General features: G+C 44.1%; 16 protein-coding genes. 8 read left to right on the top strand and 8 right to left on the bottom strand.

Annotated features, from left to right (window positions below; genetic code table 11):
* Positions 1 to 277: 277 nt before the first annotated feature.
* The 6 genes from BUA14_RS16090 to BUA14_RS16065 form a co-directional block, all read right to left on the bottom strand.
* Complete coding sequence (locus tag BUA14_RS16090; RefSeq protein ID WP_072773547.1) at positions 278 to 2,032, bottom strand: hypothetical protein; 1,755 nt, start codon at positions 2,030 to 2,032, stop codon at positions 278 to 280.
* A 684-nt stretch (positions 2,033 to 2,716) separates the two neighbouring features.
* The gene (locus tag BUA14_RS16085) at positions 2,717 to 3,445 is read right to left on the bottom strand and encodes a hypothetical protein (RefSeq protein WP_072773546.1); all 729 of its coding nucleotides are present in this window, start codon (positions 3,443 to 3,445) and stop codon (positions 2,717 to 2,719) included.
* A gap of 14 nt (positions 3,446 to 3,459) precedes the next feature.
* The gene (locus tag BUA14_RS16080) at positions 3,460 to 4,323 is read right to left on the bottom strand and encodes a tyrosine-type recombinase/integrase (protein WP_072773545.1); all 864 of its coding nucleotides are present in this window, start codon (positions 4,321 to 4,323) and stop codon (positions 3,460 to 3,462) included.
* Between the two features lie 304 nt (positions 4,324 to 4,627).
* A complete protein-coding gene (locus tag BUA14_RS16075) occupies positions 4,628 to 5,428 on the bottom strand; it encodes a hypothetical protein (RefSeq protein WP_072773544.1) in 801 nt (266 codons plus the stop codon).
* Between the two features lie 29 nt (positions 5,429 to 5,457).
* Positions 5,458 to 6,318, bottom strand: coding sequence for a tyrosine-type recombinase/integrase (locus tag BUA14_RS16070; protein WP_072773543.1), 861 nt, complete (start codon positions 6,316 to 6,318; stop codon positions 5,458 to 5,460).
* A gap of 185 nt (positions 6,319 to 6,503) precedes the next feature.
* Positions 6,504 to 8,141 carry a hypothetical protein gene (locus BUA14_RS16065; RefSeq protein WP_072773542.1) on the bottom strand — a complete coding sequence of 546 codons (1,638 nt, stop codon included), beginning with the start codon at positions 8,139 to 8,141 and terminating at the stop codon, positions 6,504 to 6,506.
* A 611-nt stretch (positions 8,142 to 8,752) separates the two neighbouring features.
* Between BUA14_RS16065 and BUA14_RS16060 the strand changes: the two genes are divergently transcribed.
* Both BUA14_RS16060 and BUA14_RS16055 read left to right on the top strand, forming a co-directional pair.
* Positions 8,753 to 11,998 carry a hypothetical protein gene (locus BUA14_RS16060; RefSeq protein WP_072773541.1) on the top strand — a complete coding sequence of 1,082 codons (3,246 nt, stop codon included), beginning with the start codon at positions 8,753 to 8,755 and terminating at the stop codon, positions 11,996 to 11,998.
* 21 nt (positions 11,999 to 12,019) lie between these two features.
* A complete protein-coding gene (locus tag BUA14_RS16055) occupies positions 12,020 to 12,634 on the top strand; it encodes an Ig-like domain-containing domain (RefSeq protein WP_072773540.1) in 615 nt (204 codons plus the stop codon).
* Between the two features lie 83 nt (positions 12,635 to 12,717).
* Here the strand turns inward: BUA14_RS16055 and BUA14_RS16050 are convergent, their stop codons facing one another.
* Positions 12,718 to 14,307 carry a caspase family protein gene (locus BUA14_RS16050; protein WP_072773539.1) on the bottom strand — a complete coding sequence of 530 codons (1,590 nt, stop codon included), beginning with the start codon at positions 14,305 to 14,307 and terminating at the stop codon, positions 12,718 to 12,720.
* A 184-nt stretch (positions 14,308 to 14,491) separates the two neighbouring features.
* Between BUA14_RS16050 and BUA14_RS16045 the strand changes: the two genes are divergently transcribed.
* From BUA14_RS16045 to BUA14_RS16025, 5 genes are all read left to right on the top strand, one after another.
* Positions 14,492 to 16,876 carry a cell wall-binding repeat-containing protein gene (locus BUA14_RS16045; protein ID WP_072773538.1) on the top strand — a complete coding sequence of 795 codons (2,385 nt, stop codon included), beginning with the start codon at positions 14,492 to 14,494 and terminating at the stop codon, positions 16,874 to 16,876.
* A gap of 38 nt (positions 16,877 to 16,914) precedes the next feature.
* Entirely contained in the window at positions 16,915 to 18,831 is a 1,917-nt protein-coding gene (locus BUA14_RS16040) for a cell wall-binding repeat-containing protein (RefSeq protein ID WP_072773537.1), read from the top strand.
* Positions 18,832 to 18,931: 100 nt separating this feature from the next.
* On the top strand, positions 18,932 to 20,047 hold the full coding sequence (locus tag BUA14_RS16035) for a TolC family protein (protein WP_072773536.1): 1,116 nt from the start codon (positions 18,932 to 18,934) through the stop codon (positions 20,045 to 20,047).
* Between the two features lie 27 nt (positions 20,048 to 20,074).
* Positions 20,075 to 21,307 (top strand): TolC family protein, encoded by a 1,233-nt coding sequence (locus BUA14_RS16030; protein WP_072773535.1) that lies wholly within the window; start codon positions 20,075 to 20,077, stop codon positions 21,305 to 21,307.
* A gap of 167 nt (positions 21,308 to 21,474) precedes the next feature.
* The gene (locus BUA14_RS16025; protein WP_072773534.1) at positions 21,475 to 21,891 is read left to right on the top strand and encodes a hypothetical protein; all 417 of its coding nucleotides are present in this window, start codon (positions 21,475 to 21,477) and stop codon (positions 21,889 to 21,891) included.
* Positions 21,892 to 21,972: 81 nt separating this feature from the next.
* Here the strand turns inward: BUA14_RS16025 and BUA14_RS16020 are convergent, their stop codons facing one another.
* Positions 21,973 to 23,685: a cell wall-binding repeat-containing protein gene (locus BUA14_RS16020; protein ID WP_072773533.1), complete on the bottom strand. Its 1,713-nt coding sequence runs from the start codon at positions 23,683 to 23,685 to the stop codon at positions 21,973 to 21,975.
* Between the two features lie 387 nt (positions 23,686 to 24,072).
* Between BUA14_RS16020 and BUA14_RS16015 the strand changes: the two genes are divergently transcribed.
* Complete coding sequence (locus tag BUA14_RS16015) at positions 24,073 to 24,543, top strand: VanZ family protein (protein ID WP_072773532.1); 471 nt, start codon at positions 24,073 to 24,075, stop codon at positions 24,541 to 24,543.
* Positions 24,544 to 24,863: the final 320 nt, after the last annotated feature.

Raw genomic sequence — 24,863 nt, 5'->3', positions numbered from 1 at the left:
GGGATACACCTATCAGAAAATTCATGACATGATAAGTGCTTCTGGATATAAGGGCACTTAAAGCTAAGGTTCTCTTGAATAAGCTTTACACTTAAATCAACAAACTTTGGAAAGAACCGATTATGCACTTACGAAACCGTTCCCTCGATCATTAACATCAAGAAACCTGGTCACTCTAATGTGCAACCAGGTTTCTCTAAATTTGTTGAATCTTGGGGGGCAGACCCCGGGGGCGAGGTTCGGCCGATGCCCGCCGATTGCTCGAGGGGATGGATGGTTAGGATGCTGCTACAGTTAATTCTGTAGTAGGCTCGCCGGGAAGGGTTAACCCAGTTGCCTTAAGACGAACTGTATAGTCACCCGCAGTAACTATTGTTTCTGCATCGCTGCAATCTATCCATGTATTTCCATCAGAACTGTATTCCATAGCGGTTGTTGTTCCAGTTATTTTCAGAACTCCGCCTTCGACACCTGTAGGTGCTGCGGGTCCAGCAAGAACGTCAAGTGTTTGAATTGCTCCTACGGGTACCATACCTTCAGCTTTAACACGCACCTTGATATCTTTATCAGCTGTGATAGATGCTAATAAGCTTGCTAATGATTCGTCTACACTAGTGATAGTAGCCCAATTTTCACCACCATCAATGCTGTATTCATGCGCTGTAGTAGCACCCATTAACTTGTTTTTATTTATTCCGTCAAATGCGAAGGTTGTCGCTGGAGCTGCTGGTGTTTTTTGTGTTACTGTTACTGTGAAGATTTCGTTTAGGTCAACCGTGTGAGTTGTTGGAGTTCCTGTTCCAACGGCTATTTCGATTTTACTAATCACTAATGTAGCTGTTCCAATTTTAAGACTCATAGTAGTTGCGTTTGTAGCATTGGTTGCACTTGCAATTAAATCACTGTTGTCAGATACAAAGGATACTTTACTAATTTTATAGTCCGTTGCAGCTGATGGGGTTCCATTATAATTTAATGTATCGCTTCCAAGTTTAACTTCTAGTTTTGCGCCTAAAGCTGCGATGATATCTGCAACTGCATTTTCTGCTTCGATTTTTGAATTTTTAACGGTTACAACTGGTTTTACGACTACTGTTGTATCCACAACTACAAATGCGCCATTATAAACTGTCAGTGAACCTACTTTAACAGTTACAGTATATGTTCCTACTGCAGTAGGAGCAATTTTTGCATTTCCGCTACTTGCTGTTACCAAACCAGTAGTTGAGATGTCTATTCCATCTTTGTCTTTACCTTTTAACTCCACTGTATAGGGAGAACTAGAAGCTGCATATACTAATGCAGTTCCAGTTTTAACACCATTTGCATCTACGCCAAATACTTTTAATGTCATATCAGCAGGATTCTTTTCTACATTTGATATGTTTTTATCTAATGTAGCTTTAAATCCTTCTACAGCATAGCTATCAATTACTCCAGCCTTTTTTACATTTACAGTTAAAGTTGTTTTAACATCTCCAACTGCAAATTCAATTGTTGCTGTTCCTTCTTTTCCTGATACAGGTGTAATTGTATATGCCTGTGTATCAAAAGAGCCATTCAAGGCGGCTGTTGCTGGAGTTACGCCAATTATGTTCGACCCACTTTTTATTGTTGCTGTCAGACTTCCTGTAGTTGGTTTGAATTTAGATCCGTATTGGTCTTTAATGACCACATCAACCGATTGATTTACTTGATCCGAGATTTCAATTGAAGCTTTTTCTAAGTTTAAAGTAGCAAGCTCTGAATCTGCTACTACCTGGATAGGTCTTACTACTGAGAAATCACCAATTGTAATTCTTACATCAGCGGTTCCTTCTTTTATTGGAGTTATTGTGCCAGTGTTTTGGTCAACTAATGCTACTTCTTTATTTAATGATTCAAATTTTGCATTAGAAGTCCAGTCCGATTTATCACCAAATTGGTCTTCTACATATACAGTTATTGATGATAGACTATCAGCTTTTTGTACGGTTGTTACAGCTTCAAAATTTGCCGCGGTGAAATCTGCTCCGTCAACGGTATAATTCAATAGTTTAACTGCTCTCGGCGCTTCTGCTGTTACTGTTATTTTTCCGGTTCTTAATACTTCTTCACCGTCTTTTTCATATACTACATATACAAATGCAGTATTACCTGCTACAAGTGTAAGTACACCGTTAGAACTAATGGCTACATTTGATTCAAATTTTACTGTTGTGCTAGAAGTAATATCTAATCCATTAGTATCTAGAACTTTATATTTTACTGTTGGATTAGCCTTACCAGTTTGAACTGTTGCGGCTTCTATTGAAGCGACATCAGCAACTACAAAATCAAATTCTTTTTCAGATTCACCGACTACTACTTTGTAAGTGTTTTTTGTTACTAAAGCATCGTAGAAAACTACTTCTGCTGATTTTTTGTCTTCTGCTAATTTTACTTCTTTAACATATTGCTTGTCTGCAGTTTCGACATTTGTAACTACTACATCTTCTTTTGCAAGAGCCTCAACGGCTTTATTAAAATTTACCTTAATTGAAGTGCTGTTAATAGCACCACCCCTCCTACCCTAAGGAAAATAAAGGAAGCCCTGAACCCGCATAACGCTAAGGGTTCAGGGTCTTCTTAATAGCCTATGCTAGTGCCTAGCCATATAATAATTAGCATTATCCATAAATAATAAGCTTTATAAGCTTATTATTTATGAAGGGTTTCCTTAATTGTTGCCATACAGCTACTGATTTTTCAGCAGGGTTTCAATCTCCCGCTTAAAGCCATACTTCTGGAGAAACTCGATCAAGGCCACTTCCACGATCTCCCGCTGGGTGACGTTCTTCTCCTTGCTGAATTCAGCTGTAAGCTTTGCTATCATATCACTCATGTAGATGGCTTTGGTTCGGACAATCCCCGGCACCACATATCTGGGAATCTTGCCGTCTTCTTTGGTGCCGGATAGCTGCTGGTAAATATCGTCCCTTTTTTCATAAAGGAAGCGAAGGAAGGGCAGATACTCCTCTATATTCCCTGGTGGACTTTGGGTTGTCACTGTTTCCTCTATGACCTTTGTTTCATCTACTTTTCCCACGGTTTTTACATAATTGTTTTTGTAGATATTCCACTCATAACCCTTATTGGCCATATACTTGGCCATTTCCTTGTGATCCCGGAATCCTTCCTGCTTGGCAATGAGCATAGGGTCGGCGTATGCTTCCTCAAAACCGGCGATGATGCTCACAACCTTAGTAGGGGCATAGTTCTTGGGGTCCCGGTCCAGCTTGGCGACTCTGGTTTCCAGCGGTACATACTGCTGCTTTTTCATATCAAACCTGAAGTTTTTTCTGCGCATATAGATGTCTAAGCTCTTATAGTTCTTATATCCTAGTTCGACTGCAACCTCATCCCTGGTATAGAATTTTAACATCTCAATTACTTTATTCACTTTTGCACTATAAGTTGACTCCATTGCCTTTTCACTCCCTATAAAAGATTGACGGTGTCACTGAGCTTATTCATGTCTTGGTGCAGATATCTTGAAGTTACCGCCAGGTTGGAGTGTCCCAGCAGCTTTTGGATACTGACCACCGAGGCTCCTTTTTCTAAGAGATTAGTGCCAAAGGAATGGCGCAATACGTGAGCACTAATATTCTTTTCCCAGCCTAGTTCCTCAACGGCCTCATAGATGAGTCGGTTAATATAGCTGTCGGAGACTTTACCGGTTCGGTCAATGGCGAAGAAGCGGTTTGAAGACAGTTCCGGATTGCGGATAGTTGCCAGGTAGTATTTAAGAATAACATGGAGCTTGTAGTTGATGGGTACGTCCCGGCTTTTCTTGCCTTTGCCTTCAATGATGTGGAGTATATTGCTCTCTAAATCCACATCCTGCAGCTTCAGGTTAATCATCTCCGCCATTCGGCCCCCGGTATAAAACATGGTTTGCACCACCGTTCTAATCACCGGTTGCTTAATAGTTGTTGTGAGCTCTGCAAATTCCTCTTCGGTAATATAAGTTCTTTCCTTTTGAGCTACTTTCACCGGTTCCACCAGCGTGGCAATATTCTTCGTGAAGATGTCTTTCTTTACGCAGTAGCTGTAAAAGCTTCTGATGATGTAAAGGGATCTGCTGCGGCTGGATGATGCCATTTTTCTTTTCTTTTGATCGAGAAGATAATCCTCGATATCCTCCAAGGTAATGTCCTCCAGATACACCGGGCAGTTATGTTTAACACTTAAAAAATTGTTAAAGAAGCTAAGCTCCTTTTCATATCCAGTGATGGTTTCCGGTGAGCGGTCAATCACTTTCAGATACTTTGTAAATCCTTTTATAGCTTGATTTAAGAGCATTTTAGCCCCTCCTTTCGTTTTAGTATTAGCATATTTAAATAGGTTTTGCTACCTATCAAGTTAATTTCTAGTTATAATAGCTAATATTCGTATTGCAATTCAAGGCTTAAGAGTAAAAAATATGCCCTGAACGAATATGTCCAGGGCAACTCTACGTATGCTGTATATCATAAACCAGACCGCGAGTCGCAACGGATTCGCGGTCTGGTGGTCACTGAATTATTACATAGGCTTTTGGCAAAAAGTAGGCAGGCTAAAACAATTAAAATTCGACAAAATTCGCGATATACTGCAAGTGAGTATTTTAATGGACCTTTTCAAGTAAACAATTGATCTCATGTTCATAACCGTGCTGGGCTAAGTATTCTATCAGTGCTGCTTCGAACCCTTGTTTTTGGCTCATACTATGATCCTTGCAAAAGGCCGTCATAAGGGTGGCAAGTTCATTGGAAAAGAAGATGCTTTTTGTTTTGGCTTCTCCGGGAATAGTATAGACTTGGACCTTATGACTTTCACTTTCTTCGATGGATTCGATCATTTTGATGAGCTTATCCCGTGAATTCCATAGAAATTCGAGAAGTGTGATGTACTTATCGCTGGGAAATCCTTCAGATAACGAAGAACGGCTATGCTCGGCAGCTACTCTCGCCAGAGTATCTTCGTTTTTACCGATACTATTTAAGCTTTGCTCCTGTGGTGAGGGGTTTGAATCCATATAGTTGGACTCTGTAGAGGACCATATATAGCCGCGCCGGCGCATGAAGGCCGCCATGTCTTTATGGCTGGGGAACCCAGTCTTTTTTGCTATTTCCCGGGCATCGAGAATGCCCAGCTCAAAAAGCCGGATGATTTCGGCAGGATTTATCTCTGTCAAGTCTGTGCCTGCCGATGATGGTCCTTCGGTGCTCCCGGCTTCAGCATTGGTGTAGATTCTTCTCTGACTATCCCAAGTAAAACCATTACGCCGCATGTACATATCCAGGCTTTTCCAAGTGCTGTATCCATAGTGAACGGATATGGCTTCCCGGCTTTGGCCGGAGCGGAGTTTATTTAATATTTCATTGACACGACTCGCCTTTCCCTGTTGATTTTGTAGTTGAGACATGATATACGTCCTCTCACATTATAATCGCTTTAGAAGGTGTTGACTGCCTCTGCCAGCTCGTCCAGGGTTGCGTGAGTATAAATGCTGGTAGTCTTCAAGCTGGCGTGCCCCAGCAGCTTCTGAACGCGGACGATATTCACATTTTTACGCACTAAGTGGCTGGCGAAGCTGTGGCGTAAGACGTGACAGGTCACTTTTTTATTCCAGCCCAGCTCGAGGACCGCCTCTTTGAGGGTCTTATTGGCCATGCTGGCGGAGAGGCGCCCGGAAACTTTAGTTGCAAAGAAGTGCTTGCTGCCGGATGGGGGCCTGATTCTTCCCAGATAGTCTTTTAAGATCGGTAAGAGTTTATCGCTAATGGGCACTTTACGACTCTTATTGCCCTTGCCGTGCCGTATGCGAATAACTTTTCCGGCGAGATCAACATCCTCCAAGGTAAGGTCCAGAGCTTCCTTAATTCTCAGTCCTGTCATAAAGAGAGTATAGCAGAGCACCTTGATCGTAGGGTTTGCGATCACTGAGACGAGGGCTTGAAACTCCTCATCGCTTAAGAAGTTCCTTTCCTTTTGCTGTACTTTGACTGAGTCGACAAGGGCGGCAATATTTTTACCGACAAGTTCCTGGCGGATTGCGAAGTTATAAAAAGAGCGCAGGATGTAAACCATTCGGCTCCTGCGGGAAGTGGAACTGCCTTTAAGCTTGAGTTCATGGAGGTATTCTTCGATATCCTGAACAATGATTTCGTCAAGATAGACCGGACCGTTATGCTGATTTTCTGTAAAATCAATGAAGTTTTCCAATTCGAACATATAGCCACGCAGGGTCTCCGGCGAGCGCTCATTGACGATGAGATGTTTTTTAAATAATATGATCCCCTCTCTAAACAGCATGTACTTCACCTTCTTAAACTTGTGTTTTAACTTCAGACAGGGCATATACTTCTCTATATCGCTAATATTTTAGAAAACGGCGATATTTATGCATACTCGGAACAATTCTCTGATAGTTAACAAAAAAGAAGGAACCACGTACAGCGTAGATTCCTTCTTTTCGCGATGCCACACTATTTGTCAGGTTACTGAATCACAACTGTGCTGCCGTCTGTTGTTGCCTCAAGAGTCGGTGAGTAAATGCCTTGAGCATTTTCTACATTGATTTGGAACGTGGCTGTTCCAGGGGTATCACCTGAATCAACCAGGTGGGTGACGATATAAGTATTACCGGTGTTGGAAAATGAGTTCGGATTACTTCCGCAGATTTTAAAGTTCCCTAAAGCAGTTACAGCTTCGTCGGTTGTGAAAGTTAAAATGACTGTGTCACCATCTGTAGCAATGGTGGAGTCTGCATTGGTCGAATAAATTTTGACATTAGAAATCCGGGCGTATTTATCAATAATGGTTACAGAGCTTCCGTCTGTCGTCGCTTCAACTGTTTGCGAATAAATGCCAGCTTCGTTTTTCACGTTGATTTGGAAGGTGATGGGGTCTCCTGTGACTGAGTCTCCCGAATCGACTAAGTGGGTAGCGGTATAAACATTGCCCTCATGAGTGAAGGTATCGGGGTTGCTTCCGTTAATTTTGAAGTTGCCTAACTTTTCAATCGGTTGGCTGGAGGTAAAGGTTAAAGTAATTGTATCTCCGTTCATAGCCTTAGTATTATTGGCATTATTAGAAGTAACGGTGATATTGCTGATGACCGGGGCGGTAATAGCTGCCAGTCTTGCTTCAAGGTTTGCTTTTGAGGTGTCCGGAGCTACGTCGGCCGGCAGAGCATCAACCAGAAGCTTAGCTGCGGCAACATCATCTTGGAGTCTGGTGTCTTCCGCATATTCTACAGCCTCAGTGGCTAAATGCAAGGCGATTCCGGATACGACAACTGAGCTTTCGTCTGTTGTGGTCTCCAGAGTAGGTGTGTAAATGCCGGAAGCATTCTTGACATTGATTTGGAAGGTTGCGTTTCCGTCCTTATCCCCTTCATCAATGACATGAGTGGCAGCATAAAGGTTGCCGATGTTGACAAAGGTGGCAGGATTGCTGCCGTTGATTTTAAAATCGCTAAGCTTTGTAACGGCTTCGTCGGATTCAAAAGTGACAGTGATCGTATCGCCGAGATTAGCTATAGAAGGATTAACATTGCTGGAGTAAATATGGATGTTGGATAATCTTGCGTATTTAGGGATGATGGTCACGGAACTGCTGTCGGTTGTACTCTCAACTGTTTGTGAATAAATGCCCGCATCATCTTTTACGTTAATTTGAAAAGATGCCGGTTCTCCGGTAATGAGGTCACCTTCATCGACAATATGTGTTGCAGTATAAACATTCCCGACATTCGTGAAACTGTCGGGATTACTGCCATTGAGTTTGAAGTTGCTTAGTTTATAGACGGGGCGATCTGCCGTGAAGGTCAGAGTAATGGTATCTCCGATCATAGCTTTGGTATTATCAGCGTTATTGGAGGCAATAGAGACATTGCTGATGACCGGTATTTTTACTACTGTAACGGCCGGAGCAGCTACCGGTGTTCCACTTTTATAGGATACGCTGTATACGACGGATTGATCTTCGGTTGTGGCAACAACCGGATCAACGGTTAATGTTACTACTTTTTCTGATTCGTCAACATGAACATCACTGGGGACAACTTCTAACCCCTCCCCGCCATCGATGGAGCGGGTAACCGCAAAGTCGCTTACCACAGGGGTTTCGGGCAAAGCGTTACTGAATGTTACCTGGATTTGGTCGCTGGTAATAGCACTTACCCGGAATAATGAAAATCATTAGAATACCTAAGGGTAACAGAATTATATCCTAAAATAATCCGTATTAACAATTAGTTTACAATTCGGCCAAGACTTACAGATTGTGCACTTCTATAGTTTCCGTTAGAATAGAATCGTATCCAATAAGTTAATTCTACTTTTATAGGATGCGCTGTAGACAAATGTCTCATCGATCGTCGGTTGTGGCAAAGACCGGCGGTCAACTACATAAGAAGCTCAACCATTAGAATTTGAAAAGCCGTCTCGACTTAAACGTCGAGGCGGTTTTTGCTATAATTGACTTTATCTTATTCAAGGATAGGTAGTAAGTAAATGAAAAATTGGATTTGAAGTAGGATTTTGGAAATTAAGATAGAATAGAATTAGGTATGAGAATTCTCTGTGGAAAGGCGCTAGCATTGGAAGGAGCGATTGAGTTGGATTTTAGAATTACAAAAAGGAGATTACGCGATAGAGCACGAGCACGAGGGCTGTCATGTCTAGTCATCGTGCTTTTATTGCTTTCACTTTTCCCGGTGTCTATATGGGCGGCACCTGCGTCAATGACAATTATGACGACCCCTGATTGGACGCTGCCTAATTCGTTAACTGAACGTGAAGTCAGAGCGGGTGGATTTACCATTGAGCTTACACTGACAGACAATACTTGGGCCACTGGTTTAGGAGAAGTACCTACCCAATTAGTTCTTGTCCCCACTTTGATAAATAGGTTTACAACCGATTCTAATAATCCTGATGTGGAACAGCTGCAGGCACTGTTGAACCAGCCTGGAGCTACTGTCATGCGCGATGCTGGTGGTGCCACCTTAACAATTACTATTCCCGCATTGACTTCGTATAATATTACCAAAGATCAAGAGATCACCTTTGTCCCGCCTCCAGGACTGCTTCAGGATTCCTCAAATGTTCCTGCGGAACAGTTCTTTAGGATTACTGCCGACCCTCAGGCTGCGCTGTCGGGCTCCTTAACAGAGGGAGTGACCCAGTCGGATATTGTGGCAGGAGGAAAGCAATTAGTAATCACTCTCTATAACTGCAGTTGGGCCGCCGATGTGACAACGGATTTCGACCAACGCCGCCTCCTCTTTGGGAAGATATGGCCGGTGGGATCATCGATTTATAATACTCTGATTAGTAAGCCGCTTCCCAATGATATCATTACTGTGAATGGCGATGCTTTGACGATCACTTTACCGGCGGTGCCCGGCTATAGCATAGCCGCTCCTGTGGATTTTACCCTAGGCAGCCTTGAACGAGGGCTATTGGGAACACCTACAGATCCACTATTGGAACCCTTATTAACTCCATTAACTAATATTGTCAACCCGCAGTTTACTATTGCTACAGATAACTCTATTGTTTCCTGGAAGACAGTTCCGGTAGTGACGGAAGCTACAACGGTCAGTACAGGGATTACATTGTCTTTAGCCTTAAGCAACAATACATGGGCAGGGGATCTTGTTACGAATTCAGCAAAAAAGGCTGTTTTGCTGAATGGATTGACTGCTTCGACCAATAGCGCAGCCTGGGATGAGGCGAAAACTTCTCCCGGAACTGCGTTTGTGCTCGGTACTACGAAAGTAGCTGATGATACGCTGACGATTACTATACCAGCAGCTGCACAATACAGCATTGGCGAAGACCAAGTAATCACTGTGGCCATTCCATCGACCGTGCTTACTAACAATTATCCCCTTTCCAACACCTTAACCTTTGCGATCAAGGCCAATCCGTCGGTGGCCATCTCAGGAACCCTTACCTCCGGCGCCACGATTCTTGATCTGGTCTCCGGAGGCAAAGATATTGCCGCCACTTTGTATAATACCACTTGGGACTCGATGGTCACTATCGATCAAGTAAAAAGGGAATTGCTGATCGATGGACTATTCAGCCATGGGAGCTGGAATGCCTTACTTCCTTCTATTAAAGCGGGAGCCCAATTTACGCGAAATAATGACAAGACAGTTACGATAGTTTTACCACCCTTGCCTGAAATCGCCGATCCTTCCTCGCCGATAACATTACAGCCAAATATCAACACCATCAAAGGTCTGACAGCCGCTGGTGGTGGAGCATTTTTTGACAATGCCTCAGCCTCGCCGACCTTCAGTATCACCCCGGTAAGTAATCAGTCCGCAGTCCTTACCGGAGCGGTTCTGACGGCGACCGAATCGGACATTGTAACCGGGGGCAAGGACTTGGTGATCACTCTGCAAAATGATCTATGGGCACAGGATATTGCTACAAATTCGACAAAAAGGAATACATTGATGGCAGGAATTACAGCAGAGACAAAGCCGGCGGCTTGGCAAGCAGTACTAGCTTCCTCTACCTTTGTCAGAAGCAGCGATTCGATGCTGACCATAACCTTACCTGCAGCTCCGAATTATGCGATTGATTCTGAAGAGAAAATCAAGGTCGTTATCCCATCTGGCTGTACTGCAAATTCTACGGGCTCATTTACCGCTGGTTCCTTTACCCTCAAGGCAGTGACTCTGGATTTAAGCGGCACGGCTGTAGTTTCCCCTCTGGAAACCAAAGCGGTGATAGCCGGTGGCAAAACCATCATCATCACGCTGAATAATGGGACATGGGCTTCAGATATACTGACACCCACCAAGTTCGGAAATTTAAAGAATGGTTTTAGTGCAGGCACTGCCGGAGCCAAAATAAAGGACGCCATCACAGACAAAAACGTTTCTGTTAAGGGAAGTACCCTGACGATCAAGTTGCCTCCCATCCCTGATTTCACCTCAAATACCCCTGAAGAGATTAAGTTTAGTCTAAACGGAGCTGCCTTAACCCAGTTGGTCAATGAAAAGCTCAGTGCTGCAAAAGTGTTGGCGGCAGCCCAGAGTGTACGGATTGGTGTAGCCGCCACCTTGTCAGGGACTGGACTAAACATGACCACCGCCGAGGTAGTGAATGGGGGGAAAGAGATTATAGTCACCCTGACGAATGGAGAATGGGATCCGGCGCTTTTGACAAATAGCTCGAAACTCAAAGCGTTGATCAATGGCTTTGCTGCCGATAGTGATAGTGCCAGCTGGACACTTGTCAAGACGGCTCTGACCAAGGCAGATCCAACCAAGACTTTTGCGTTAGAAGCGCCGAATGGATTGAAAATTACGCTTCCCCCAGTGCCTGGATATGCTCCGACTTCTGAGCAGAAGGTCACCTTGACGATACCTACTACAGCCCAGCTTAAGGGGACTTCCAGCGTAACGGCGGCAGGACAGCTGCGAATTACCTTACCTACTGCGGCGACGACAGCCATCCTTGAGGAGTTGCTGGAAGATGGAAGCTTCGCTGCCCTAATTAATGCGACGACTTTTGATAAGGTTTTCTTTAAGATTTCCCCGAAGCACCTCAAGTCTGTGGTAAGCAAAGAAACGAAGATCGGCAATACGAAGATAACTTCCTTGGATTGCTATACACACACCGCCGTGGCGGAGATCAGTGTGACGATCAATGGCACCGCTTATACCAGCTCGACCTATACTGAGAATGGGGACACCAGAGTATTTAATATCGGGTTTGCTATAGTCGCCGAGGGCGATCCGGATCCAGTGAATACCGATGCGTACATTAAGGTTTTAGATAGTACGGGCAGTGCGTTGCAAGGCGATGAAGTCATTAAGCTCAATGGCAATAAAACCTATACCATTGCTCCCAAGAAGGCCTTGGAGGGAACTTATTCTCTCTCTAAGCTGATCAACGAAAAAACGCTGCTGACGGATATTTTAAACTGCTATAAACTTAGTGAGATCGAAGTATTTGATATTTAAGCTGAGATGGAGGTGAAGCAAATGATGAAAAGATTATATCTAGCCCTCATCTGGATAGGCCTCTTTTCGTTCTGGGTCATGCCGGTTCAGGCAGCGGAGATTCCACAAGAGTTTGATACATGGACAAGTATGTCGACCACAGATACTCTTAAGGCCTGGATGATAAAGTTTAATAAACCTATTGACTCAGGCACAGTTAATAAAAACAATATTTATCTTACCGATGATCGTAATAACCCTGTAGCAGCCACTCTCACTTTGTCGAAGGAGGAGAATTCCGTTATTATTAAACCAGCCAAGGCTTACACTGTGGGCAATAAATACTGGATCTTTGTCACCGGCGGGATCACTGGGAAGGATGGCATAAAGCAGCTGAGCCAGCCCATTGCGGTGCCATTTGAAGTCAAGGGCAAGATTAGTTCTGTAGCAAGCAGTTATTCCGAGATTATTACGAGTTTCAAGGTGACCACAAGCTCTGATGTCTACAGCGTCAAAATCAATTCGACCCCTATGCATTATCAGGGTGACAACACCTATACCTTAGGCATCTCCGGTCTGAAGCAAGGTGGTAAAGTTACAATTTATGCCTACGATAGCAGTGGTAAGTTGTTGACAAGTGAGAGTTACCAGATTTAATTGCAACGAAAGGAAATTGAGGAAGAAGCCTGGCCACTCTAATGAGCGACCAGGCTTCTCTATTTCATTGAATCTTGAAGGGGTCAGGTCAGATCTTTATACTCATCCAGGACTGGACTATCATCTTCATCTATAAAGATATCGTCAATGCTATTCATATCCCTTGGATAAAAATAATTAGTATAGATGACATCTAAAAGACCTTCAAATTCATAATAACTCATCGGATCAGAGTCAAAGGCAGCATAATTAACTGAAAAGCTTTCATTCTCAACATCTACCGTAAATTGGATTGTCACCGTTCCATAAACATAATTTTTATAAGCATTTCCATTAAATTCAACAACATGTGAGCCGTCAGTTGAATAAAAGTAGTCCCAGGTAGGGTAGCCAAAGAAGCTTTCAAAGGCCTCCTGTACTGATGGATAGGGATGACTATAAAAGTAACCGCTTAAGACGGTATTTAGAGCGAGTTCTTCATAATCCAGTTTGTTTTTTTCTGTAATGAAATAAGCTAATACTTTTTTCTTATGTTGACTCCCGCTTGCTGCCAGTATACCATTTTCTATAACTATCGTGTAAGGGGAGCTATAATCATAATTATGAGATGGAATGATCGAGATAATTTGTCCGTTGGCGCTTTTTTCCAGACGGGTAGGGAGTTTATTCTGGTAAGTATCGAGTACATATATTTTGTTTTTCCAGGAGTTTTCATCTAATTGCAAATTAAATTTTATATTCCAGATTTTATCAATAGGTGTATCTATGAAGGTATCCCATACGGTGATACCATCACTTGATAAGTCCCCAAAGTCTGATCCGATAATAAAATTATCAGCTTGTGGCCAAACCTGGACATTACTATTTTTAACATGATTGCTGGCATAGTTATAAATTTCATTAAGGGTAATATTGAAGTCCAAGTTAGTATCTGCTGTGAAATTTCCATTATAGCCATTACCCGTTACAAAGGCTCTTGTAAATTCGCCACCCCATCCCCATCCATCGAGATAGCTGATGTCATAAGAATACTCATATTTAGAAGCGGCGGTGATCACCTTGTACTTACTGCTGGTTAGGTAATTTCTGCTTTTTTTCTGAGCAAAAATATCTACGATGGAATGATTGAAGTCATTGATATAGTCTTCATCTACGGTATCCCCTGAAGATTCAAGATGTAGTTCCTTATTTATAAATCCTCCTGAGTGGCAGCTATCCAATACGACTACTATAGTACCAGGGATAGTTCCTAGCTCCATTTCCAACTCATGAACTCCTAATCCTTCACCATCGACACCAATTAGATAAGCACTGTTGCTATAATAATCAAAAGCACCATGTCCAGAATAATAAAAGTAGGATATATCGCCTTCTTGAGCATCCTTGAATGTTTCCCGTATGCTGCTGATGATTTCCTGCTTGGTTACATCTCTCTTTGCTTTTATCGTGCTGAAGGATGTGTTATTACTGCCATAGTAATGATGAGAAAGAGCATTTTCCATTTTGACCAGGTCATTGGTGGGTCCCTGAAGGTTGTTGTTATCCCAGTAATTGCTATTGCCGATTAATAGAGCTCTGTAAGTAGGTGTTGTCTCACCATAGCTTGTACCAGGAATTACAAAAAATAAAGTAATCATAGTAAGGAAAGTAATGATACATCTTTTCTTTATCAAGTCATCTCCTCCAAAATAATTAATAACTATAGCTAAGGATTAATTGTAATTATATACTACTTATGGAAAATTTGAAATGATGAAGGTAAAAACATTCTCGAAACTTTCGGCTTTATCGGTTATAATTGTTATGTGTGAGGCAAGTATCGGCTGTGCAATAGAATAAGGTAAAAGAGGGGATAAAATGAGAAGGCTAAGATCCAAATTCATGTTTATAGTATGTTTTGCATTGATCGTGGCGCTGATGATTCCACAGAGTACATACGCTCTAAGCAATCCCTCTGTTCCGACCGGGTTGACGGCAGCAGCGGTGAGCGGGAGCCAAATCAATCTGTCCTGGAAGGGGGTCGGCGAAGCGAGTCAGTATTATATTTATCGTTCTAATTCGGCTTCAGGTGTTTATACTTATGTGGGTGCCGTGACAGGCACAAACTACAGCAATACGGGTTTAACGCCTATGACTACCTATTACTATAAGGTTCAGGCGATCAATAGCGCAGGCTCCAGCGATTATTCTTCACCGGCCTGGGCTGTAACACCGGCAGAGTTGGATACTTCTTCTATCTTGAGCGACCGGATCTCGGGTTCTGATCGATATGAGACTTCCGCCAATATTGCCGAGATGGGCTGGACGGCATCCGACTATGCTATTCTGGCCAGTGGGGAGAATTACCCGGATGCTTTGTGTGCGGCGCCTTTGGCAGCTAAGTTCGATGCCCCTATCTTGCTGACTTCCAAAAATAAACTGGAAGAAGAGACCAAAGGGCAGTTTTCCTATCTAAACGTGAAAAAAGTCATCATCGTCGGCGGAGAAGGTGTAATCTCGGCTAAAGTGGAACAATCCATTAAGAATTTGGGTATCGAGGTATCACGCGCTGCCGGATTGAATCGGTATGAAACTTCCCTGCTGGTTGCCAAGATGATGGGGAACTTTGACGAAGCGGTCATCGCCACAGGTGAGGATTTTGCGGATATTTTATCCATAGCTCCTATCGCTGCTCAAAAGGGGATGCCCATTCTTCTGACTCCGGGAAACAGTCTGTCTAAAAATCTGAAAGATATCTTAAGCACTCAAGCAAGAAAAACTTATGTTTTAGGGGACATCAGTATTCTCAGCGATGCTGTAGTCAATCAGTTGCCTGCTCCTCAGCGTTTAGGCGGTTCCAATCGTTATGACGCCAATACGCAGATTATCCAGTATTTTGCCAATGACCTTGATCTGAGCACTTGCTATGCGGCTACAGGGGAGGCATATCCCGATGCCCTGTCCGGCTCGGTCCTGGCTTCATTATCCAAGTCCCCGGTGCTTCTGGTCAAGAAACCCCTTCCTTCCGGAACCGAGAAATTGATTGAAAATAATGCTTCCCGCATCCAAAAGATCGTAGCCTTTGGAGGAACCGGAGCTGTATCAGACAGCTTGTTAGAGAGCCTCACTCAGTCCAACGGTGCCCAGAGCGGTTCCTTAGCTGCTCCGGCCAATGTGGTGGCTAACCCTTTAGGCACCGGACAGATTCATCTGTCCTGGAACGCGGTCAGCAATGCGTCATCCTATGCCATCTACCGGTCAACTTCCTATTCAGGAACTTACAATCAGATCACGACGGTAGGTGTCCCTTACTATACGGACGCTAATCTATCTTCAGGAGTTACCTACTATTATAAGATAAAGGCAGTCAATTCTTCCGCTGCCAGTGCTTTTTCCAACAGTGTTCAGGCGGCCACTCTTACGGATACCGGTTTTCTGCAGGCTCCGGATAATTTCACCGTAACTCCTTTGAGTTCCAAAGAGATCTATCTGACCTGGAGTCCTGTGGACAACGCTTTCACCTATAATATCTACAGAACCACGGCAGATACGGGCAACTATGTTCTGCTTGCTTCCGTCAACAGACCTTATTATACCGATGAAAGTGTGACGTTGGGAACCACTTATTTCTACAAAGTGCAGGCTGCTTATTCGGGAGGAACAGGGCCTTATTCGAAAGTTGGGGCCGGTGCGCCTTTGCTGAAAGGAGATACCCTGACTGTTCCCGCTAATGTGACCGCTTCCGGTATCGATTCAGCCAGTATCATGGTTACTTGGGGTGTGGTAAATAACGCCACATACTATCAGGTCTATCGTTCCACTTCTTTTTCGGGAACTTATTCCATAGCCGGAACTTCGCCTCTGACCTACCTTATTGATGAAGGCCTGGTGCCGGGGATGACCTATTATTACAAGGTGCAGGCGGTCAGCAGTGCAGGCTTAAGCGATTTCTCAACCATTGCCTATGCTGTGACAGGTGCCGGCGCGGTTGGACCGGCTGCGCCGGATAATCTGGTTGCTACCGTGCTTGGCTCCAGCCAGATTTATCTGACCTGGAATGGTGTGTATAATGCTACTCATTATAAGATCTATCGCTCTACTTCCAGTTCGGGGACTTACACCCTAATTGATACTATAGTAAACCCCTATTATACGGATCGGAACTTAACTCCGGGAACCACGTATTATTATTATATTCAGGCGGGCGGTGATTTCGATACAAGCCCTAAATCAAACACAGTGCATGCGAGAACATCGAACTAAGCTTGCTGCAAAGAAAGAGGATAAAGGAGGATTATGGTTTGTTGCGTTGGAATAAAGCTGCTGCTTTTTTAGTGAGTTTATGCCTTTTTACGGTCTTGCTGATTCCGGGAGCGGAAGCAGCGACGGAAAGTTCGCGGCTGGCAGGGAGTGATCGTTATCGGACAGCGGTGGCGGCAAGTCAGGAGGGTTGGCCCACCGGCTCAAATGCTGTGGTCATCACCACGGGAGAGAATTATCCAGATGCCCTGAGTGCTGCACCTTTGGCTGGGAAATATGATGCCCCTCTCCTGCTGACGGCACGCTCCGGATTAAGCCCTGAAACAATCAACGAATTGAAACGGCTCAATCCTAAAAATGCCTATATAGTGGGCGGAATCGGTGTGATACCGGTCGCCGTGGAAAAGCAGATCGCGGGGTTGGGGATTTCCGTGAAACGATTCTCAGGACAGGATCGTTATGACACGGCACTTGCAGTCGCCAGAGAGGTGGGGACGAGTCAAGGGATTTTTGTAACATCCGGTGCCGCTTTTGCCGATACCTTGGCAGTGGCTCCTATCGCAGCGGCTAAAGGAATGCCGGTCCTGCTTGTTCCTAAAGACGAGCTCACCCCTAACCTCAAGAGCTATTTGACCCGTTTGAGAAACACCAGCATGATTATTGTTGGCAGTGAGAATGAGGTCTCTAAGACGATTGCCAATCAGCTTCCAGAAGCAGAGCGGATCGGGGGAACGGATCCCTATGCACGGAATATTGCATTGCTTCGCTACTTCAATGATGATATTGACCCGACCATAGTGTATGCGGCCACTGGAGAAGCTTTTCCAGATGCATTATCCGCTGCGGCTTTAGCTCAAAAAGGCGGCCATCCGTTGGTTCTTTTGAAAGGAAACCAGGTTCCCCCGGCAGTACAAGACTATCTGAGTACAAAGGTCATCAACCAGGTCACGGTCTTCGGCGGGACGGGAGTTATTCCGGTGAGTACGGAAAGTCAATTGGCCGGCTTACCTGCCGAGATTGATGTGGTCAGAAATATTACCGTCCATGTCAAAGAGAAAGAGACCTACGAGCTGCCTAAGAAGGTCACGGTGATTACGAGTAAAGGTAATCAGGAAGAGGTTCAGGTGGACTGGAATCTGGATGATGTGTCCACCCAAAAGGCGGGAACCTATTATTATCGCGGTGAGATTGAGGGTTATTACACGACAGTGGAGTTAACGCTGTACGTGGAACCCTTGCTCAGTAAAGCAGATACCTTTGCCGCAGAAGTTGTTCAGGGAAGTGAATATAGCTTGCCGGAGTCGGTAATCGTCACTCTGAGCGACCAAACGACCAAGGAGTTACCGGTCACTTGGAGTTCGAGCCCGACGGTGAGTATGCTGAATAAGGTCGGAACATATACCTTTCAGGGAACTGTGGCGGGTACCGATCTGAAGACAAAGCTGACCCTGAAAGTGTCGGAAGACTCAGCCATCAAGTTTAAGGATTCTAATCTGACCTGGGCAGTAAAATTTATGCTGGGTAAGAACTCATCTTCCCAGCCTATTTACCGAAGCGATGTGCTGAGCCTTACTCATTTGGATGCCAAAGGATACGGTATCCGGGACCTTAGCGGACTGGAGAACTTTACGAATCTGGAGTCACTGGATCTGCGCAACAATTTCCTGGAAGGAGCCAAGCTTGCCCCGCTGCAGAAGCTGAGTAATCTAAAATCCCTAAGCCTGGGCTATAATGATCTGGAGAAGATTAATTCTCTGCAGAATATGACCTCTCTGACTTATTTAGATCTAGGATATAACGTCATCGATGATTTTTCGCCGCTTCGCAAACTAACCCGGTTGACCCGCTTGTATATCAAAGGGAATGGGACTCAGGATTATAGTCCCACACGAGGGTTTTACGATCAATTGGCGGATAAAGATTTTGATCTGGATTCGGTAGATTATCCGAAGCCGTAAATAAAGGGAAAGGTGCCTTTTTTCCTTTGTTCCGGATACTTCGTTAATCATATAGCAGCACCTACTAAATTCTCTCTATAGTTAGCAAAGGAGGATGTTCTTGAAAAAAGCTCTTGCGTCCATACTACTTGTGGCTTTGCTGCTGGGCAGCACCGTTTCTGCTGCCCAAGCCTCAGAGGATACTCTGGACATTGAAAAAGCAGCCATAGAAACCATCGAAAATTCCCAAATTCTCAAAACTAATAATCTGCGTATTGAGCAGATGGAGAAAAACTACTCCAGTGTAAAAGGGCAGCTCAATCAAATGATAGGGCTTTTGCCCTATATGCCCAACCCTTTTGAGCTGGTTCAATCCTATGTTTTGACGCCGAAGATGTATGAGGATTACCTGACTCAGTTTTATGGGGGGCAAGCAGTCCTGACCAATGCCGTGCGGCTTTCTGCTTACAGCAGTTACATAGAACTTCTGAAAGGGGATTATGAGGTCAATGCCCAAAACGATCTGATGAACTCCCTCTACGAGGACTATAAGAAGGCTCGGCTTCAAGAAGAAAAAGGGATGGTCACCGCATCTCAGTTAAGGCTGGCGGAAATCGCCTATGAGCAAATTCGTTATCATTATCTCAGTGCCCAGAACAGTAAGGATTCGGCTTTGATGGCCCTTAATAACATGATGGGGGGAGATATCTCCCGGAAATACTCTGTTCTGCAGGATTATAATGTTACTCCCGCTCCACAGATCCGGACTCTTGAAGAGTATACGAACCAGGCATTGGCCAATCGGGCAGAGATCATCAGTGCTCAAAGCGCCCTTGACTTGCTTGAGGAGCAATATCTCTATGGTTTGGCCAGCATCCCCAGTGATTACGAATTCTACAAGCAGCAGCAGGAATATGAGATCGCTAACGCCAGGAACACTCTGGACCTGGCGCGAATCAATGTCCGCCAAAACATCGCCGAACTGTATGCCGGCCTGGAAAGCTCCATGAAAGCCCTGGAGGCTATGCAATATCTTGCCGAACAAGCGGAAAAGAATATCCAAACGGCACAAATCCGCTATGACCAATCTGAAATTACTTTCGTAGAATTAAACAATGCCAAAATTGCTAAAGTGCAAGCAGAGATCGATCTGAAAAAAGCGGAGTTAGATGCCTGGCTGATGCAGACGACGATGAATCTGGCTTGTGATGCGGGTGTTCAACCCACCGGATATTAATCTTGTATAATGTGTGGAGGTGCCTTAGTGAATAAAAAATATGTAAAACTTCTGACTTTTGTTCTCGCTGCTTCGCTTATTTTTACAACCAACAATATTCTGGCCCAAGACGGACAGACACCATCCGGCAAGGCTGCGACAGATGAGGTAGGTTCCTCTGAGTCCGCTCAGACTTCCGGATCGACGGATCCGGCTGAAGCGGCAGAAACCCCCGGTGAGGCTGCCGATACTCCTGCGGCCACCGAACAAGGGACCTTGCGTCTTTCTCTCGAAGATGCTTTAGACCTCATTGAGACAGGGAACAGCAGTCTGAAGCTAGTAGACAGCAAACTGCTCATCTATGAAAAGCAGTATGAACAAGCCCTGGCCAGAAGCCAGGCCAGATACTCAGAGGTGGATGAAGATTCTACCAAGAGGAACAAACTGAATCATAAGCGGGCCCTCTGGACCTTAGAGAACGCTAAACACGACCGGGAAAACCAAGTAAAGGATTTGAAGGTTCAGATCAGCAATCAGTATCAAAACATTTTGGCCTTGCAGCAGCAAGTGAAGAACTTGAAAAGCCAGCTGAATAATGTGGATACGTATATCGACCAGCTCAATCTGCAGATCGATCTGGGTCTGGCCGTTGAATCTCAGCGTTATGCCTTAAACGCCCAAAAGAGCTCCCTGGAGGCAGGCTTGAAAGCGACGCAGAACACGATCACCAGCTCCATGATTGCTTTAAAACGGGATTTGGGCATTGATTTAAACCGCGAAGTCATCCTGACCTCGGATTTAACAGCTTATACAAAATTTGAAAGTGTCAAGTTCGAAGAACAGCTTGCACAAGCTATCACCAACGACCATGATATCCAAAAATATGAACAGGATATCGAACTCACGACTATAGAATATGACATTGCTTTCTATTATTCGAACCCGGCGGCCGATCAGCTGCAAATCAGCATTGAAGATAAAAAGGCAACCCTGGAAACTTTGCCGGTGACGAAGGAAGTCGCTTTGCGCACTGCTTATAATAACCTGAGGTCTTTGGAAAACTCTGTGCAGGCAGCTAAGCTGGCTGTTGAAGCGGATAAGATCAATACAGAAATTCTGCAGAAGAAAATTGAAGTAGGTATTTCCAGCAGCATCGAAATGATCGAACTGCAAAATAAACTTCTCAATGATCAATATACTTTACTGCAGAACATCAACAACTATATGTCGGCTGCCGCCGGCTTACGAAACAGCCTGGAAGTAACATCTACCCAAAAATAATTTATGCGGAAGATCAATGATCTGGAGCAGGAGATCTGGTTTGCCAGTAGTGCAAATCGGATCTCCTTTTTTAAAAAAAGGGATATTATGGATATAGTGCTTGCCAAAGTACTCAAAATGAGTTACCCTAAAAAGGACGTGAAAGATAAAAGGATGTGAGTGACTGTATGCTAAGAAAACTATCGATGGGCTTGATTATCGCTGCCCTAACTTTTGGGATCGGCGGATGCGGGAATACTGATAAAAATCAACCCCAAAATCCCGCCGCTGAGCAGCAACAGAATGAAAACGTTAAATCAGAATATTTAACACCTATCCCGGAAGGAACCCCCATTGGCGAATCCAATTTAAAACTGTCGGAACAAATTATGGCACAGAAAGATGTGCTGGGTACTCAAATCTATGAACAGCAGGGGATTACCTATGGGGATATTACCTTTAACGCCGGGGTGGATAAAGCCTATGCTAATCAGCTGCTCGGGGAACTTTTGGCACAGATGAAGATCAATTATCCAGGAATGCCTCTTACTGTTCAAGGAATCAGTGACGGCCAGGTAATAGACTCTATTAACTTCAAACCATAATAATAGCTACGTTAGGATTCTTTACCCCAAAAAATAACCCAGCCACAATGTGGCTGGGTTTTGACTATCTCGCTGTTTGAATTACTTAGTAAATAATTTGTTGATCACATTGTCACTGACCACAGCCTGGAGTCCAAACACGTAAACATCATCGGTTTGGATAAGCGAGTCAGCTGAGTATTGGCTGGTTACAGACTTCAGGCTATTATTATCCAACAATACTATGGCGGAAGACAATTTTGCCGCCAGAGCTGAACCGGAAAGTGCATCGGGGAAATCAGCTCCTGTAGCTATGCATATTTTTGACAAATCAAGATCATCTTCAAATTCTTTGAGGATATTGATATTTCTTTCAAATTTGTTGCTGCCGATGATTCGTTCTGCATTAGGAAGTACATTTTTAACCTGATTGCCGATCAGATCCGTGCCGCCTAAGAGATAAGTCTTACTGAAATTACTGGAGTTTACAAATGATTTTACAGAATCAGGAATGCTGCCTTTATCGGTTAATACGATGGGGATACCTTTTTTAGCGGCAATAGGCGAGACTGATAAGGCATCGGACCATTCGTAGCCGTTGACAACGATTAACTCCCCTGATGTAACACCTATTTTTTTAGCTATGGCGATCGAGGTTTCATACCGATCTTTGCCTTCAAGTCTTTCAGTGATGATGCCCATACCATTGAGTTGGTTTTCAATCGTCTTGGAAATAGCACCGGTGCCGCCACAGATGAATACTTGAGCTGGTTTTAAACGTGTGAGTTCATTTATGGTAACCTGAGGAAGTGTTTTATCGGTAAGTAAGATGGGAGCGTCATACTTTTGAGCTAATGGAGCGGCACTTAAGGCATCCGGATAATTATTCCCAGTTGCCAGAACAGCATATGTTGAGCCGTCGGGCCAGCCGTTTTTGGAGATTTGGACGGAAGTTTCATATCTGTTTGCTCCGCCCAGTCTGATGGTATTGATACCGGTTGCAGTCACATTAACATTACATGTGGCACTGCCGGAGCCATCAGAGGCAATGGCTGTAATGACGGCACTTCCTAAAGCTCCCCCTGTGATCACCCCTCCGGATACGGACACGATCCCGGGATTTGAAGATTGCCACATTAAATAAACATTGGAGGGGAGGGCCGGTGACACATTTGCGGTTAGGGTCGTGGTTTTGCCAACGCCTAAGGTAGCAGTGCTTTTGTTTAATGTAATAGTGGCCTTGGCATCCTTAACAGTTACAGTGCATGTTACACTTTTTGAACCGTCGGCAGCTGTCGCGGTGATCACTGCTGTGCCAACTTTTTGAGCCATCAATACACCATTGAACACGCGAACGATCTCGGGATTTGAAGAGTTCCAATCGACGGCTTGACTGGGTGAAATATTGACGGTCAGGGTCTCTGTAGAACCGACGGGAAGAACAAGATTGGTTTTATTGATTGTCATTTCTGAATCAGGCTTTTTGACGATAACAAAACATGATGCGTAGTTGCTGCTAGCATAAGGATTCATAACGGTAATATAAGCCGTTCCTTCATTGAGACCCATCAGTAATCCGTTAAATACGTTGACTACATTGGGATTGGAAGAGATCCAAGTGAGATTTTGACTAGGGGAACCTGCGGGGAGGATGGTTGCAGTTAAGGTATCAGTTTGACCAACGGTAAGCACGATCGTGCTTTTATCCAGGCTTACGGATGTTGACGTAGTATTTGCCGATACTGGAATACTTATGGATAGTAGTGAAAAAATAAGTAAAAAGCATATTAAGGAAAGTGAATATTTTTTCTTCATAAAAATCCTCCTTGGGTTGATGTTTATTCATAGTTTTAATGGCAGTGTTATGTTGTTGCAGTTAATCCCTCCACTGTAGTTTGATTTTTATCGAACAAAGGTATGGCCTTTGGTTCAAAAATTACACGATACAGTGTATGTTCTACGTTAAAAAGTTAAATCCTTCAAAGAATCGACATATTTAATGGGCAAATATAGTGGCAGTCATATGATTCAATCAACAGCGCTCCCTTGCTAAAGCACCCTAAATGAGTTACCCTAAAAAGGGCTATAACAGCGTTCCAATGCTCGTACAAAGATCACCCAGCCGCTTAGGTGGTTGGGTTTTGATTACGGCATCAAAAACATCTCCGTGGATATGGGGAATAATATGGGAGATAGAGTCAGATGCAGGATAGAAAAGAGAAAAACAGCTTAATTTTTATAATATCATGGGCGGCAGTCTTGCTTTGGATGGGTATAATCTTTTATCTGTCGGCTCAAGCAGCAGCTCAATCCGATGAACTGAGCCAAGGCATCGCTGAAAGGCTTTTTAGCGCTGTTGCTAAGGCCTTGCCAGGGTTGAATATGGATTATATCCAGTCAAATTTTATTGTAAGGAAATCTGCTCATTTCTTGACCTATTTAGTTCTTAGCGTTTTGACCATGAATGCCTTAAGGCAGTGCAGCGTTAAAGGAGTGCGGCAAATTGCTATAGCTTTAGGAATCTGTGTGCTCTATGCTGTCAGTGATGAAGTGCATCAGCTCTTTGTCCCGGGGCGCAGCGGTCAGATTGAAGATGTGCTTCTCGATAGTGGAGGAGCTATTGTAGGTGCTGCTTTGCATAGGTTGTTCAAGGGGAAGATAGGGCATGGATGATAAGAGGCTCAAAGATGTAGAGAAAAAGCATAAGCAGAGAAGGAAGAATAATTAGACTTAGCCAGGATATCTTTCATGAGCAAAGAAATAAGCCGAAAAGGCTTATTTCTTCTTACAATGGCATTAGATTATGAGCGAAGGGGGTGGGATGGAACCGGAAGTTTAAGGCTTGAATTCATAGGAAATGTTCTCTCCCAGCACCGTCGCTTGCAGGGATTGGGCAACGCTGATATAGCGTACGCCGCGGTCAAGCTCGCTTTGATCTACAGGACCAGGGAAAAGGACCCAAATGTTCTTGCCGGTTGCTTCCCGGTAATTGG

Origin of the sequence: Desulfitobacterium chlororespirans DSM 11544, from assembly GCF_900143285.1 — a bacterium.
GTDB lineage: Bacteria > Bacillota > Desulfitobacteriia > Desulfitobacteriales > Desulfitobacteriaceae > Desulfitobacterium > Desulfitobacterium chlororespirans.
This window is presented reverse-complemented; position numbering and strand designations above follow the sequence as displayed.

What these genes read in the sequence shown, in the direction of transcription:
- BUA14_RS16070 (WP_072773543.1), bottom strand. Translation starts at nt 6,318, where the DNA reads ATGCTGTTTAGAGAGGGGATCATATTATTTAAAAAACATCTCATCGTC.
- BUA14_RS16020 (WP_072773533.1), bottom strand. Translation starts at nt 23,685, where the DNA reads ATGAAGAAAAAATATTCACTTTCCTTAATATGCTTTTTACTTATTTTT.
- BUA14_RS16025 (WP_072773534.1), top strand. Translation starts at nt 21,475, where the DNA reads ATGCTAAGAAAACTATCGATGGGCTTGATTATCGCTGCCCTAACTTTT.
- BUA14_RS16060 (WP_072773541.1), top strand. Translation starts at nt 8,753, where the DNA reads ATGACAATTATGACGACCCCTGATTGGACGCTGCCTAATTCGTTAACT.
- BUA14_RS16075 (WP_072773544.1), bottom strand. Translation starts at nt 5,428, where the DNA reads ATGTCTCAACTACAAAATCAACAGGGAAAGGCGAGTCGTGTCAATGAA.
- BUA14_RS16015 (WP_072773532.1), top strand. Translation starts at nt 24,073, where the DNA reads ATGCAGGATAGAAAAGAGAAAAACAGCTTAATTTTTATAATATCATGG.
- BUA14_RS16080 (WP_072773545.1), bottom strand. Translation starts at nt 4,323, where the DNA reads ATGCTCTTAAATCAAGCTATAAAAGGATTTACAAAGTATCTGAAAGTG.
- BUA14_RS16055 (WP_072773540.1), top strand. Translation starts at nt 12,020, where the DNA reads ATGATGAAAAGATTATATCTAGCCCTCATCTGGATAGGCCTCTTTTCG.
- BUA14_RS16045 (WP_072773538.1), top strand. Translation starts at nt 14,492, where the DNA reads ATGAGAAGGCTAAGATCCAAATTCATGTTTATAGTATGTTTTGCATTG.
- BUA14_RS16085 (WP_072773546.1), bottom strand. Translation starts at nt 3,445, where the DNA reads ATGGAGTCAACTTATAGTGCAAAAGTGAATAAAGTAATTGAGATGTTA.